A 13,518-nucleotide genomic window follows, 5' to 3' on the forward strand; every position below is an offset into this window, starting at 1 on the left:
TTCGTTTGCCGAACGCCGCGCCCTGCCCCGGCCACGTCGGCACCACGCGTTTAGTTGCGAATTATTCTCAATCCAGTTGACTTCCTGCGAACCGTTCGCATCTTATCCCCTGCGACACCCCTAGCAGTCCGGAGACATCCATGCGCACCCTGCCCCTTCTCGCCCTCGGCGCCTCGCTGCTGGCCCTGCCCGCCGCCGCCGAAGACAAGATCAAGGTGGCGACGAGCTTCACCGTGATCGCCGACATGGTGGCCAATGTCGCGGGCGACGCGGCCGAGGTCGTGTCGATCACCAAGCCCGGCGCGGAGATCCACAACTACCAGCCCACGCCGCGCGACATCTTGGGCGTGCGGGACGCCGATCTGGTGCTGTGGAACGGGCTGAATCTCGAGCTGTGGTTCGAGCAGTTCCTCGACAACGCGGGCGACCGGCCCACCGCCGTGATCTCCGAAGGCATCGAGCCGATCTCGATTTCGGGGGGCGATTACGACGGCAAGCCCAACCCGCATGCGTGGATGAGCCCCGACAACGCCGCGATCTATGTCGACAACATCCGCGACGCGCTGAGCGAGGCCGACCCGGAGAACGCCGAGACCTATGCCGCGCACGCTGCAAGCTACAAGGAGGAGATCGCGGCGGTGATCGAGCCGCTGCGCGCCGAGATCGCACGGGTGCCCGAAGACAAGCGCTGGCTCGTGTCCTGCGAGGGGGCGTTCAGCTATCTCGCCCGCGACCTCGGGCTGAACGAGCTTTATCTGTGGCCGATCAACGCCGACGCCACCGGCACGCCGCAGCAGGTGCGAAAGGTAATCGACGGGGTGCGCGAGCACGAGATCCCGGCGGTGTTCTGCGAAAGCACCGTCAACACCGACCCGGCGAAGCAGGTCGCACGTGAAACAGGCGCGGCTTACGGTGGCGAGCTTTATGTCGATTCGCTCTCCGAGGCCGACGGCCCGGTGCCGAGCTATCTCGACCTTTTGCGCGTCACCACCGAGACCGTCGCGCGCGGCCTGAACGGGGTCGAATGATGGATGCGCGCGCCTTTCCCGAACATGCGCAAGGCGCGGGCGCAGGGCTCGCCGCCGATGGCGTGACCGTCTCCTACCGCAACGGCGTCACGGCGCTGCGCAATGCGAGCTTTTCGCTGCCCGTGGGCACGATCTCGGCGCTGGTCGGGGTCAACGGCGCGGGCAAATCGACGCTGTTCAAGGCGATCATGGGTTTCCTGCCGCTGTCGCGCGGCTCGATATCGATCCTTGGGCAGCCGGTGAAGCAGGCACTGAAATCCGGGCTGGTGGCCTATGTCCCGCAGGCCGAGGAGGTCGACTGGACCTTTCCGGTGTTGGTCGAAGACGTGGTGATGATGGGCCGCTACGGGCGCATGGGGTTCCTGCGCCGTCCGCGCGCGGCCGATCATGGCGCCGTCACGGCGGCGCTGGAGCGGGTCGGCATGAGCGATTTCCGGCACCGCCAGATCGGCGAGCTGTCGGGCGGGCAGCGCAAACGGGTGTTCCTCGCGCGTGCGCTGGCGCAGGACGGACGCGTGATCCTGCTCGACGAGCCATTCACAGGTGTCGACGTGCAGACCGAGGAGGCGATCATCCGCCTCCTTCGCGAATTGCGCGACGAGGGCCGGGTGATGCTGGTCTCGACCCACAACCTCGGTAGCGTGCCCGAGTTCTGCGACCGCACCGTGCTGGTGAAGGGCACCGTCCTTGCGCATGGGCCGACACGCGATGTGTTCACCCGCGACAACCTCGAACGCGCCTTCGGCGGTGTGCTGCGCCATTTCGTGCTGGGCGGCGCGGAGCTGCATCAGGACGAGGATGCGCGCAAGCTGCGCATCCTGTCGGATGACGAACGCCCGCTGGTCTTCTATGACGACCGCCAGCAGACCGGCGGCGAGAGCGGGGGCAGCAAATGATCGAGACGCTCGCCCTGCCCTTCACCTATGGCTACATGCTCAACGCGATGTGGGTCTCGGCCCTCGTTGGCGCGGTCTGCGCCTTTCTCTCGGCTTATCTGATGCTCAAGGGCTGGTCGCTGATTGGCGACGCGCTCTCGCACTCCATCGTGCCAGGCGTCGCGGGGGCCTACATGCTGGGCCTGCCCTTCGCGCTGGGCGCGTTCCTCTCGGGCGGGCTGGCGGCGGCCGCGATGCTGTTTCTTAACCAGCGCACCGGCCTCAAGGAGGACACCGTGATCGGCCTCATTTTCACCGGCTTCTTCGGGCTGGGGCTGTTCATGGTCTCGGTCTCGCCCACCCCGGTGGACGTGCAGACCATCATCCTCGGCAACGTCCTCGCCATCACGCCCGAGGACACGCTGCAACTCGCCATCATCGGCGCGGTCTGCATGGCGGTGCTGCTTTTGAAGTGGAAGGACCTCATGGTCACCTTCTTCGACGAGACGCATGCGCGCTCCGTGGGCCTGCGTCCCGGCCTGCTGCGCTTTGTCTTCTTCGTGCTGCTGTCGGCGGCCTGCGTCGCCGCCTTGCAGACCGTGGGCGCGTTTCTCGTCATCGCCATGGTGGTCACACCCGGCGCCACCGCCTACCTGCTCACCGACCGCTTTCCGCGCCTCATCGTCATCGCCGTGGCGCTGGGCGCGGTCACAAGCTTCGTCGGTGCCTATGTCTCGTTCTTCCTCGACGGCGCGACGGGCGGCGTGATCATCAGCCTGCAAACCTTGATCTTCCTTCTCACCTTCGTCTTCGCGCCCAAGCATGGCTGGCTGGCGGCGCGGGCGCGTGCGAGGGCAGCGCTATGAACGAGCTTCTGCTTCCGTTTCAGCTCGACTTCATGCGCGACGCCTTCGTGATCGCGGGGCTGATCGCGGTGCCCTGCGCTCTCCTGTCGTGCTTTCTGGTGCTCAAGGGCTGGTCGCTGATGGGTGACGCGGTGAGCCACGCGGTGCTGCCCGGCGTGGTGCTGGCCTATATCCTGAACATCCCGCTGCTGATCGGCGCCTTCGTCGCGGGCATGTCCTGCGCGCTGCTCACCGGCTTTCTTACCGATCACAGCCGGATCAAGCAGGACACGGTGATGGGCGTCGTGTTCTCCGGCATGTTCGGCATCGGCCTCGTGCTCTACACTTGGATCGAGAGCGAGGTACATCTCGACCACATCCTGTTCGGCAACATGCTGGGCATCGATGCTCAGGATCTCTGGACCGCCGGGATCGTCGGCGGAGTGGTCAGCCTCGCGCTGCTCGCCCGCTGGCGCGATCTCATGCTGCACGCCTTTGATGCGGCCCATGCCCGCGCCTTGGGACTTCCGGTCGCGCTGTTTCATTACGGGCTGCTGGCGCTCTTGTCGCTCACCATCGTCTCAACGCTTTCGGCGGTGGGCATCATCCTCGCCATCGGTCTCTTGATCGCGCCCGGCGCCATCGCGTTTCTGGTCACCCGACGCTTCGGCACGATGCTCATGGTCGCCGTGGCGGTGACGCTGGTGGCGGGTTGGGGCGGCGTCTATGCCAGCTTCTGGATCGACAGCGCGCCCGCGCCGACGATCATCCTCGGTCTCACGCTGATCTTCATCGCCGCCTTCATCTGGAAGTCGTTCACGATCCGCCGCGCCGAGACCGGGGGGGCTTCCCAGAAGGCGTGAGAGCGATTAGATCGCGCGGATGCAGAATCCTCCCGATCTCCGTCCCGACCTCGCCCCCAAGGCGCGCTTCACCGATGTCGCCCGCCCCGGCCAGCCGACCATCGGCATGGTCTCGCTCGGCTGCCCCAAGGCGCTGGTCGACAGCGAGCGCATCCTGACCCGGCTCCGGGCCGAGGGCTATGCGATCAGCCCCGACTACGCCGGCGCGGACGCGGTGATCGTCAACACCTGCGGCTTTCTCGACAGCGCCAAGGCCGAGAGCCTCGATGCCATCGGCGAGGCGCTGAACGAGAACGGCAAGGTGATCGTCACCGGCTGCCTCGGGGCCGAACCCGACTACATCACCGGCGCGCATCCGAAGGTGCTCGCCGTCACCGGCCCGCATCAATACGAGCAGGTCCTCGATGCGGTGCATGGCGCGGTGCCGCCCTCGCCCGACCCCTTCGTCGACCTGCTGCCCGCACGCGGCATCTCGCTCACGCCGCGGCATTTCAGCTATCTGAAGATATCCGAGGGCTGCAACCACAAGTGCAAGTTCTGCATCATCCCCGACATGCGTGGACGGCTGCAGTCGCGTCCCGCCCATGCGGTGATGCGCGAGGCCGAAAAGCTCGTCGAAGCGGGCGTGCGCGAGCTTCTGGTGATCAGCCAGGACACTTCGGCCTACGGCCTCGATATCCGCCATGCCGAGGATCGCGGCCACCGCGCCCACATCACCGATCTGGCGCGCGACTTGGGCTCCTTGGGCGCATGGGTGCGGCTGCACTACGTCTACCCCTACCCGCATGTGCGCGACCTGATCCCGCTGATGGCCGATCCGGCCTCGGGGCTGCTGCCCTATCTCGACATCCCGTTCCAGCATGGTCATCCGGACGTGCTGAAACGCATGGCCCGTCCCGCAGCTTCGGCCCGGACCCTCGACGAAATCGCGGCATGGCGGTCGATGGCGCCCGACATCACCCTGCGCTCAACCTTCATCGTGGGTTATCCCGGCGAGACCGAGGCCGAGTTCGACTACATGCTCGACTGGCTCGACGAAGCGCAGCTCGACCGGGTCGGCTGCTTCAAATACGAGAATGTCGCCGGGGCGCGCTCCAACGACCTGCCCGATCACGTGCCCGAAGATGTCAAGCAGGAGCGCTGGGAGCGTTTCATGCAAAAGGCGCAGGCGATTTCCGAGGCCAAGCTGCAGGCCAAGGTCGGCCGGCACCTGCAGGTGATCGTCGACGAGGTCGACGAGGAGGCCGCGACCTGCCGCACCATGGCCGACGCGCCCGAGATCGACGGCAACCTCTTCATCGACGAGGGCCACAAGATCCTCAAGCCCGGCGACATGCTCACCGTCAAGGTCGACGAGGCGGGCGAATACGACCTCTGGGGTCGGATGGTGGGAAGTTGATTGAATGTAACGCGGGGAACGGTGTTGCCGCCTCGCGTCTGGCACTAGATGGTCTGAAAATGGCCGCTGGTCGGGATCATGTTGGGATGACATGTTCGATCAGGCGTTCGCGACGGAGACTCGAAGTTCAATGACTGACCTGCAGGCGCGCCCGCTCGATGACGCTCAGAGACGGCTGCATGCCGTTCTCAACAATGCCAGCGTCGCGATCTTCCTAATGGATGACCGGCAGCAATGCGTCTACATGAACCGTGCCGCCGAGATCCTGACCGGCTGGACCCTCGACGAGGTCGTGGAACTGGATCGGCCGCTACACGACATCATCCATCACACCTATCCTGACGGCACGCCGTTTCCGCTGCATGAATGCGCGATCGACCGTGCCTTTCCCGAGCACAACCAGACCCAAGGCGAAGAGGTCTTCGTTCATCGCGACGGGCATTTCTACCCCGTGGGCTTTACCGCCAGCCCGATCCGCGACGAGGAAAGCCAGACCATCGGCACCATCATCGAGGTGCGCGACATCTCCGCGGAGAAGCGGGCCGATGAGCGGCAGCGCCTGCTCGTCAACGAGCTGAACCATCGGGTCAAGAACACCCTCGCGACGGTGCAGTCGATCGCGTGGCAGACCTTCAAGGGCTCCGACGCCGAGACCTTCGAGCGGTTTTCAGGCCGCCTCACCACCCTGTCGCGCGCCCACAACGTGCTGACCGAAACCGCATGGGCGCGCGCGTCGCTGCGGGTCATCGCCGATGCGGTCGTCGATCAGGTGCCCGAGGGGCGGATGTCGGTGACGGGGCCGGATATCGATATCCACCCCAAGGCCGCCGTGAGCCTGTCGATGGCGCTGCACGAGCTGCTCGCCAATGCGCGCAGCTACGGTGCGCTGAGCCGCGAGGGCGGCGAGGTGGCACTGAGCTGGACCGCCACGCCTGCGCAGGACGACCGCACCACCCTTGCCCTCGCATGGCGCGAGACCGGCGGTCCCGCCGTGGTCGAACCCAGCCGCAAGGGCTTTGGCCTGCGCCTGATCGAGCGCCAGGTGACGATGGAGTTCGGCGGCACCGCCAAGGTCGGGTTCGCGCCCGAAGGCCTGACCTGCCGGATCGAGATGCTGTTGCCGCAGCTCCCCGACCCCGTGGCGCTCGAACCCGGACGGGACTATGCGCATGGGTGAGGGCAGCCTTGATGGCGTGCGGGTGTTGCTGGTCGAGGATGAGAGCCTCGTTGCGATGCTGGGCGAGGACGTGCTGACAGAGGCCGGGTGCCGCGTTACCGTAGCGATGCGGCTCAGCGAAGCGCTGCATGCCGTCCAGCAAGCCGATCTCGACGTGGCGATCCTAGACGTCAATCTCGGCAACGAGACGAGCTATCCGGTGGCCGAGCAGCTGATCCAGCGCGAGATCCCCTTCGTCTTCGCCACTGGCTATGCGGCGGCGGGACTGGCGGGGGGCTACGCCGCGCATCGCTGTGTGCAAAAGCCCTACGACCCGACGCAGCTTCTCGCGGCGGCGCGGGCGGCCCTTGGCGACTGAGACGGTCTGACTGCCCAGGGAAGACATACGGTCTGCGCGTCGTAGCTTGTCCACAGGTGCGGTCGACGTCCTCCCGACAGCGGCCCGTAAGTCACGACGGCGCTTCGGGGCTTTCGCCCGACAGCACCGGTCCGCCGACAGGAAAAAAAGGGAACGCCGCGCGCTCCCCTTCCTCGTAACTTGCACGCTCCAAACCGACGGCGCGGCCCCGCGCGCCCCCTCTTGTGTCGTCAGCCCGCCATCTGCCGCGCGGCGTCGAGCACGCTGGGCTCTTCGTGATAAGGGCAGGCCACGCGGTGGCCGTCGCCCAGATCGAGCATCGGCGGCAGCCCATCGGCGCAATCGGGATGCGCCTTGGGGCAGCGGGTGCGGAACACGCAGCCCGAGGGCGGGTTCATCGGCGAAGGCAGCTCACCGCCCAGTACCGGCCGCTTGCGCGCACGCTCCAGCACCGGGTCGGGGATCGGCACCGACGCGATGAGCGCTTGCGTGTAGGGATGTTCGGGGTTGGTGACGAGCGGCTTCGATTTCGCCACCTCCATCACCCGGCCCAGATACATCACCACGATCCGGTCCGATACGTGCTTCACGACCGACAGGTCATGCGCGATGAAGATCATCGCCAGCCCCATGTCGCGCTGCAGCTCTTTCAGAAGGTTCACCACCTGCGCCTGCACCGACACGTCGAGCGCCGAGACCGGCTCGTCGCAGATCAGCAGCTTGGGGCGCAGGATCAGCGCGCGGGCGATGCCGATGCGCTGGCACTGCCCGCCCGAGAACTCGTGCGGGTAGCGGTTCACGAGGTTCGGCAGCAGCCCGACCCGCTCCATCAGCTCGGCCACCCGGCGGCGGACCTCCTTGCGGGGCGTCTTGGGCTCGTGCGTGACCAGTGGCTCGGCGATGATGTCGCCCACCGTCATGCGCGGGTTGAGCGCGGCCAGAGGGTCCTGGAACACCATCTGCACGTCCTTGCGGTGGACGCGGCGCTGGCGTTCGGACATCGAGGCGAGGTCCTGGCCCTCGAACTCGATCCGCCCGCCGGTCGAGGGAATGGTGCCGACGATGGCGCGCGCCAGCGTCGATTTGCCCGAGCCGCTTTCGCCCACCACGCCGAGGCTCTCGCCAGGCGCGAGGTCGAAGCTGATGCCGCCCACGGCGTGCAGCTTCTTCGACGGCGTCCAGGGCCAGGCGCCGCGCGGGCGGATGTCAAAGGCGACGCGCAGATCCTCGACCCGCAGGATCGGCGCGGCGAGCGTGCCGGTGCGGTCGGGCCGGCCGCCATTGCCGGCCTCCTTCGCGACCGGCGCGTCCTTGTGTGCCACCTCGGCGGGCCCGGGCGATGGCGGCGTCGCTACAGGCGTCGCGCTTGCCGGCGGCGCGGCAGGGATCGGGTCGCCCGCCTCGTCGCGGCCCGAGGCCTCGGCGAATTTGTCGTCCTTGGGATCGGTCATCACTTCACCTCCTCGACGGGGGCATGGCAGGCGCGGCGCAGCTCGGGGAAACCTTCGGCGGGCAGAAGCTCGGGGCGCAGCGTCGGGCACGGCCCATGCGCCCAAGCGCAGCGCGGCGTGAAGGGGCAGCCCTTGGGCAGCCGCGACATATCCGGCGGCTCGCCCGCGATGGTCGAGAGCGTCTCATCGTCGCGATCGATCCGCGGCACGGCGCGCAAGAGCCCCAGCGTGTAGGGATGGGTCGGCCGCTCGAACAGCTTGTCGGTCGGGCCGGTCTCCATGATCTGGCCGCCATACATCACCAGCGTACGTTCGCAGGTGTCCGCGACGATGCCGAGGTCATGGGTGATCAGGACGATCGCGGTGCCGAACTCTGCCCGGATCTCGGCCATCAGCTCCATGATTTGCGCCTGCACGGTGACGTCGAGCGCGGTGGTCGGCTCGTCGGCGATCAGCAGGCGCGGCTGACACAACAGCGCCATGGCGATCATGATCCGCTGCCGCATGCCGCCCGAGAACTCGTGCGGGAACATGGTGATGCGGTTCCTGGCGTCGGGGATCTTCACCGCGTCGAGCATCTTCGTGGCCTCGGCCACCGCGTCGCGCTTGGTCATGCCCTTGTGCAGCGTCAGCACCTCGGCCATCTGGTCCGAGATCCGCATGTAGGGGTTGAGCGAGGTCATCGGGTCCTGAAAGATCATGCCGATCTCTTCAGAACGCACCCGGTTCAGCTCCTTCTGTTTCAACTCCAGCAGGTTGCGCCCGTCATAGCGGATCTGCCCCGTGGCGCGGCCGTTGCGCGCCAGAAGCCCCATCGCGGCGAAGGCGGTCTGACTCTTGCCTGAGCCGCTTTCGCCGACGATGGCGAGGGTCTCGCCCTCATCCACCGAGAAGCTGACCCCGTTGACGGCGTTCACCTCGCCGTCGCCGGTGGTGAAGGTGACGCGCAGGTCTTCGATGTCGAGCAGGGCCATCAGCGATCCTTGGGGTCGAGTGCATCACGCAGACCGTCGCCGACGAAGAAGAAGGCGAAGAGGGTGATGACGAAGAAGAAGAGCGGAAAGGCAAGCTGCCAGATCACGCCGTACTGCATGTTGCTGGCGCCGTTCGAGATCAGCGCGCCGAGCGAGGTGTTCGGCTCCTGAATCCCGAGGCCCAGAAAGCTGATGAAACTCTCGGTGATGATCATCTGCGGTACGAGGAGTGTGGCATAGACGATGACGAGCCCCAGAAGGTTCGGCACGATGTGGCGCAGGATGATCGTCATCGGCCGCACGCCCGTGGCATGCGCGGCCTCGACGAACTCCTTGCCCTTGATGGTCAGGGTCTGGCCGCGGGCGATGCGCGACATGTCGAGCCACGAGATCAGGCCGATGCCGATGAACAGCATCAGGATCGAGCGGCCGAAGATCACCAGCATCAGGATCAGGACGAACATGTACGGCACCGACATCAGGATATCGACCGTGCGCATCATCGCGCCGTCCGTGCGCCCGCCCTTGTAGCCTGCGATGGCGCCATAGAGCGTACCGACGATCACCGCGACGCCCGCGCCGACGATGCCCACGAGAAGCGAGATCCGGGTGCCCTGCACGGTGCGTGCATAGAGGTCGCGGCCCGAACTGTCGGTGCCGAAATAATGCCCCGTCTCGATCGAGGGCACGCCTTGCGATGCGTTGGAGCCGATCAGCGAGAAATCGACGTAATCGGGCTCGTACTGGGCGAGAAACCCGCCGAAGAAGGCGAAGATGCAGATCAGCACCAGCGCCACCAGCCCGGCTGTGGCCGCACGGTTGCGCATGAAGCGCTGGCGCGCGTCCTTCCACAAGGAGCGGCCCTTGACGTCGGCGGCGGCCTGCGCGGCGAGCAGGCGGTCGGCGGTGCCGGGATCGGGATTGAGCGACATGGGACCCCTCCTCAGTAGCGGATCTTCGGATCGATCCACGCATAGAGCAGGTCGACCACGAGGTTGAACGTGACGGTCAGCACCCCCACGAGGATGGTGATCCCCATGATGACCGAGTAGTCGCGGTTGAAGGCGGAGTTGACGAAGAACTGTCCGATGCCGCCGGTCGAGAAGAAGACGTCGATGATGACCGAGCCGGTGATCATGCCGACGAAGGCGGGCCCGAGATAGCTCAGCACCGGCAGCATTGTCGGTTTCATCGCGTGCTTCCAGATGATCCGGCTGGTCGGCAGGCCCTTCGCGCGCGCCGTCCTGATGAAACCGGCATTGAGCACTTCGAGCATCGAGGAGCGGGTGATCCGCGCGATCGAGGCCATGTAGGAGGTCGAGAGCGCGATTACCGGCAGGATGATGTATTCGATCTGCCCGCCCTGCCAGCCACCGCCCGGCAACCAGCCAAGCCACAGCGTGAACACGAGCACGAGGATCGGCGCCATCACGAAGTTGGGCAGCACCTGCGCGCCGATCGAGATGCCGACGGCGAGGTAGTCGAGCCACGAGTTGTGCCGGATCGCGGCGGCGGCGCCCAGCGCCACGCCCACCACGAGGGCGACGATGAAGCTCCAGAACCCGTAGGTGAGCGTCACCGGAAAGCCTTGGGCGATCACGTCGTTGACGGTGCGGTCGCGGTATTGGAACGACGGGCCGAAGTCGAAATGCACGACCACGTTCCAGATATAGGTCGTCATCTGCTTCCAATAGGGCTGATCGAGCCCGTAGCGCGCCTCGATGTTGGCCATCACCTGCGCGGGCAGCGGGCGCTCGGAATTGAAGGGGCCGCCGGGGGCGGCATACATCAGCACAAAGGAAATCACGACGAGCAGAAGGATCGTCGGGATCGCGATGGCGACGCGCCTGAGAACGTAATTCAACATGGGGGATGATACCTCGTTTCCGCATCTGCGGAAATGGACCGCGCCCCCCGGCGCATGAGCCAGGGGGCGCGGCGGTCTTTCGATCAGAAATTACTCACCGGCGACGCGGTAGAGATCCTTGGCGTACCAGTTGTCCTGCGCGTTCTCGAGCGGGTAGCCCTTGATGGTCTCGTCCATCATGAACACGGTGGCGTAGTGGTAGATCGGCAGGATCGGGAACTCCTGCGTGATGATCGTCTCCGCCTCGGTGTAGAGCGGCAACGGATCCTCGGAGGTCTTCGCCTCGGTCAGCAGCGAGTCGTACGTCTCGTTGTTGAAGCCTGAGTCGTTGTAGGACGAGTTCGTGTCCATGATGTCGAGGAAGGACGACGCCTCGTTGTAGTCGGCGCACCAGCCGGCACGCGCCACCTCGTAGTTCCTGTTGTGGCGCTCCTCGAGGAAGGTCTGCCACTCCATGTTGGCCATCGAGATGTCGACGCCGAGCGTCTGCTTCCACATCTGGCCGATCGCGGTCGCGACCTGCTTGTGCGACTCGGAGGTGTTGTAGAGCAGGTCGAGCGTCAGCGCCTCGCCATCAGTGCCATAGCCGGCCTCCGACATCAGCTCCTTGGCGCGCTCGTTGCGTTCCTGCTGGCTCATCTGCGCCGCCTCGACCGAGGGAACCTCGAAGCCTGCGGTGGCCCAATGGGTCAGGGTATAGGCCGGCTTCTGGCCGCCGGCGACGACGTTCTCGACGATCACGTCACGATCGATGGCGAGGTAGAGCGCCTCGCGCACCTTCGGATCGGCCAGCGCTTCGGGGCCGCTCTCGGAGACGTTCAGGTTGTAGTAGTAGGTGCACAGGTTCGGCACCGAGATCGCCTGTTCGGGGTGCTCCTCCGCGAGACGCGGGAACTGGCCTGCGGGCACATCGGTCTGGTCGAACTCACCGGCGAGATAGCGGGTCAGCGCCTGGTTCTCGTCGTTGATGATCAGCGCCTTCACCTCTTCGATGATGACGTTCTCGGCGTCCCAGTATTCGGGGTTTTTGGCAAGGGTGATGTATTCCTGCGGAACGCGGTCCTCGAGCACATAGGCGCCGTTCGAGACCATGTTGCCGGGCTGGGTCCAGGCATCGCCATGCTCTTCGATGGTGGCCTGCGGCACCGGGAAGGTGGTGGTGTGCGTCACCATCTGCGGGAAGTAGGGCAGCGGCTGCGACAGCGTCACCTCGAAAGTGAGGTCATCCACGGCCTTCACCCCGAGCTCGGAGGGCTCCATGTCGCCCGCGATCACCTCGTCGACGTTGGCGATCTTCATCAGCCCCATGTACCATTGGTACTCGGACGCCGTCGCGGGATCGGCGGCGCGCTGCCACGAATAGACGAAGTCGTTCGCGGTGACCGGCTCGCCGTTCGACCACTTGGCGTCGTCGCGCAGGGTGAAGGTGTAGGTCAGCCCGTCCTCGGAGACTTCGTAGCCGGTCGCCACGCCGGGCACCACGTCGCCCTTCTCGTCCTGGTTCATCAGGCCTTCGAACAGCTGGCGGCCGATGGCCGAGCCCTCGACATCCTCGATGAGGTTGGGGTCGATCGAGGGAAACTCGTCGAGCACCCGGTAGGTGAAGCTCTGGTCGGTGGCGAGCTTTTCCCCGGTCTCGGGGTGCTCCATCATCGCGTGGCTTTCGGCATGCGCCGCGCCGCTAAGCGCGAAAAGCGCCGCGGTACCGGCGAGAAGATGGGTCTTCAAGGTCATGTGGTCATCCCTGTCTGGAGGACGCGGGTCGGCCCGCGTCGGATGCAGCTCCGCCCTTTGCGGGCGTGGTTGTGGCACGATCCTTTTGCGATCGACCGTTATTTGCAAGACTTATCGCCGCATGACCACGCGACAGCGCGGCGGCCCCATTTCCCATGCGTCATCCGCGCCAAGCAACCTTATGGCGAAATCGGGTGTGTATTCGCATGATTGATGTTGCGCAGACGCCATTGCACGACAACTTCACGTTTCAGTCCTGCCCCGGCGGGCCGAGAAACGTGATCATTCAGACGCGCGGGATTTTGCCGCCTCTCGCCCCGGACGCCCCACCGGGCTACTTTTCGGACGGGAGGACCTATCCGATGACAACCGATCCGAACGATCCCGCGCTGGGACTCGGGGCCCGCGACGGCTTGCCGGACGCGCTGCGCGTGCTGCTCGACGACTATCCCCGGGCGGGCTGGCAGGCTGATCCGAATTTCGACGGGTTGGTGCGATTCTGGCTCTCCAAGCATCTTTCGTTCCGCGAGATGCTGGCGATCCTGACGCGCGAAACCCAAGCTGCCGCCGACGGCGCCGATCCGGCGCGCTTTGCCGCCGCGCTGTCGCGGATCGGTGGGCGGCTCGTGGGCGAGTTGCACGGCCATCACGGCATCGAGGACGCGCATTACTTTCCCCGCCTGTCGGCGATGGAGCCCCGGCTGGAGGCGGGCTTCGCGCTGCTCGACGGCGATCACCACGCGCTCGACGCGCATCTGGCGGATTTCGTCGAAGCCGCGAACGCGCTGATCGGCGTCGCCGACGCCCCTGCCGAAATGCGCGGCGAGGCGGCGCGCTTCGCTGCGCGGCTCGAAGGTCTTGAGCGCTTTCTCGACCGGCATCTCGTCGACGAGGAGGAACTGGTGGTGCCGGTGCTGCTGCATCACGGCACGGGGGCCTTGGGATGA

13 protein-coding genes are annotated in these 13,518 nt (G+C 65.9%); 8 read left to right on the top strand and 5 right to left on the bottom strand.

From position 1 onward, the window contains the following. Nucleotides 1–140 precede the first annotated feature (140 nt). From ACJASC_RS12930 to ACJASC_RS12960, 7 genes are all read left to right on the top strand, one after another. Nucleotides 141–1,028: a metal ABC transporter substrate-binding protein gene (locus tag ACJASC_RS12930; RefSeq protein WP_415146405.1), complete on the top strand. Its 888-nt coding sequence runs from the start codon at nucleotides 141–143 to the stop codon at nucleotides 1,026–1,028. After that, on the top strand, nucleotides 1,028–1,924 hold the full coding sequence (locus tag ACJASC_RS12935; protein ID WP_415146439.1) for a manganese/iron ABC transporter ATP-binding protein: 897 nt from the start codon (nucleotides 1,028–1,030) through the stop codon (nucleotides 1,922–1,924). Before ACJASC_RS12930 ends, ACJASC_RS12935 begins: the two co-directional genes overlap by 1 nt. Beyond that, on the top strand, nucleotides 1,921–2,769 hold the full coding sequence (locus ACJASC_RS12940) for a metal ABC transporter permease (protein WP_415146406.1): 849 nt from the start codon (nucleotides 1,921–1,923) through the stop codon (nucleotides 2,767–2,769). The genes ACJASC_RS12935 and ACJASC_RS12940 overlap by 4 nt, the downstream gene beginning before the upstream one ends. Beyond that, on the top strand, nucleotides 2,766–3,611 hold the full coding sequence (locus tag ACJASC_RS12945) for a metal ABC transporter permease (protein WP_415146407.1): 846 nt from the start codon (nucleotides 2,766–2,768) through the stop codon (nucleotides 3,609–3,611). The genes ACJASC_RS12940 and ACJASC_RS12945 overlap by 4 nt, the downstream gene beginning before the upstream one ends. A 19-nt stretch (nucleotides 3,612–3,630) precedes the next feature. After that, nucleotides 3,631–5,010, top strand: a complete 1,380-nt coding sequence (gene rimO / locus ACJASC_RS12950; RefSeq protein WP_415146408.1) for a 30S ribosomal protein S12 methylthiotransferase RimO — start codon at nucleotides 3,631–3,633, stop codon at nucleotides 5,008–5,010. Nucleotides 5,011–5,140: 130 nt separating this feature from the next. Next, the gene (locus ACJASC_RS12955) at nucleotides 5,141–6,187 is read left to right on the top strand and encodes a sensor histidine kinase (protein WP_415146409.1); all 1,047 of its coding nucleotides are present in this window, start codon (nucleotides 5,141–5,143) and stop codon (nucleotides 6,185–6,187) included. Beyond that, a complete protein-coding gene (locus tag ACJASC_RS12960; RefSeq protein ID WP_021692432.1) occupies nucleotides 6,180–6,545 on the top strand; it encodes a response regulator in 366 nt (121 codons plus the stop codon). Before ACJASC_RS12955 ends, ACJASC_RS12960 begins: the two co-directional genes overlap by 8 nt. A 230-nt stretch (nucleotides 6,546–6,775) precedes the next feature. Here ACJASC_RS12960 and ACJASC_RS12965 read toward each other — a convergent pair whose 3' ends face one another. The 5 genes from ACJASC_RS12965 to ACJASC_RS12985 all read right to left on the bottom strand — a co-directional run bounded on the left by ACJASC_RS12965 (nucleotide 6,776) and on the right by ACJASC_RS12985 (nucleotide 12,571). Next, on the bottom strand, nucleotides 6,776–7,996 hold the full coding sequence (locus ACJASC_RS12965; protein WP_415146410.1) for an oligopeptide/dipeptide ABC transporter ATP-binding protein: 1,221 nt from the start codon (nucleotides 7,994–7,996) through the stop codon (nucleotides 6,776–6,778). Beyond that, nucleotides 7,996–8,970, bottom strand: coding sequence for an oligopeptide/dipeptide ABC transporter ATP-binding protein (locus ACJASC_RS12970; RefSeq protein ID WP_415146411.1), 975 nt, complete (start codon nucleotides 8,968–8,970; stop codon nucleotides 7,996–7,998). The genes ACJASC_RS12965 and ACJASC_RS12970 overlap by 1 nt, the downstream gene beginning before the upstream one ends. Beyond that, a complete protein-coding gene (locus ACJASC_RS12975; RefSeq protein ID WP_021692429.1) occupies nucleotides 8,970–9,902 on the bottom strand; it encodes an ABC transporter permease subunit in 933 nt (310 codons plus the stop codon). Before ACJASC_RS12975 ends, ACJASC_RS12970 begins: the two co-directional genes overlap by 1 nt. Nucleotides 9,903–9,913: 11 nt before the next feature. Then, the gene (gene oppB, locus ACJASC_RS12980) at nucleotides 9,914–10,837 is read right to left on the bottom strand and encodes an oligopeptide ABC transporter permease OppB (protein WP_021692428.1); all 924 of its coding nucleotides are present in this window, start codon (nucleotides 10,835–10,837) and stop codon (nucleotides 9,914–9,916) included. 90 nt (nucleotides 10,838–10,927) lie between these two features. Then, nucleotides 10,928–12,571, bottom strand: a complete 1,644-nt coding sequence (locus tag ACJASC_RS12985) for a peptide ABC transporter substrate-binding protein (protein ID WP_415146412.1) — start codon at nucleotides 12,569–12,571, stop codon at nucleotides 10,928–10,930. A 362-nt stretch (nucleotides 12,572–12,933) separates the two neighbouring features. Here ACJASC_RS12985 and ACJASC_RS12990 point away from each other — a divergent pair, with 362 nt between their 5' ends. Continuing rightward, nucleotides 12,934–13,518, top strand: a complete 585-nt coding sequence (locus ACJASC_RS12990; RefSeq protein ID WP_415146413.1) for a hemerythrin domain-containing protein — start codon at nucleotides 12,934–12,936, stop codon at nucleotides 13,516–13,518.

Origin of the sequence: Limimaricola cinnabarinus, assembly GCF_047631075.1 — a bacterium.
Lineage (GTDB): Bacteria > Pseudomonadota > Alphaproteobacteria > Rhodobacterales > Rhodobacteraceae > Limimaricola > Limimaricola cinnabarinus.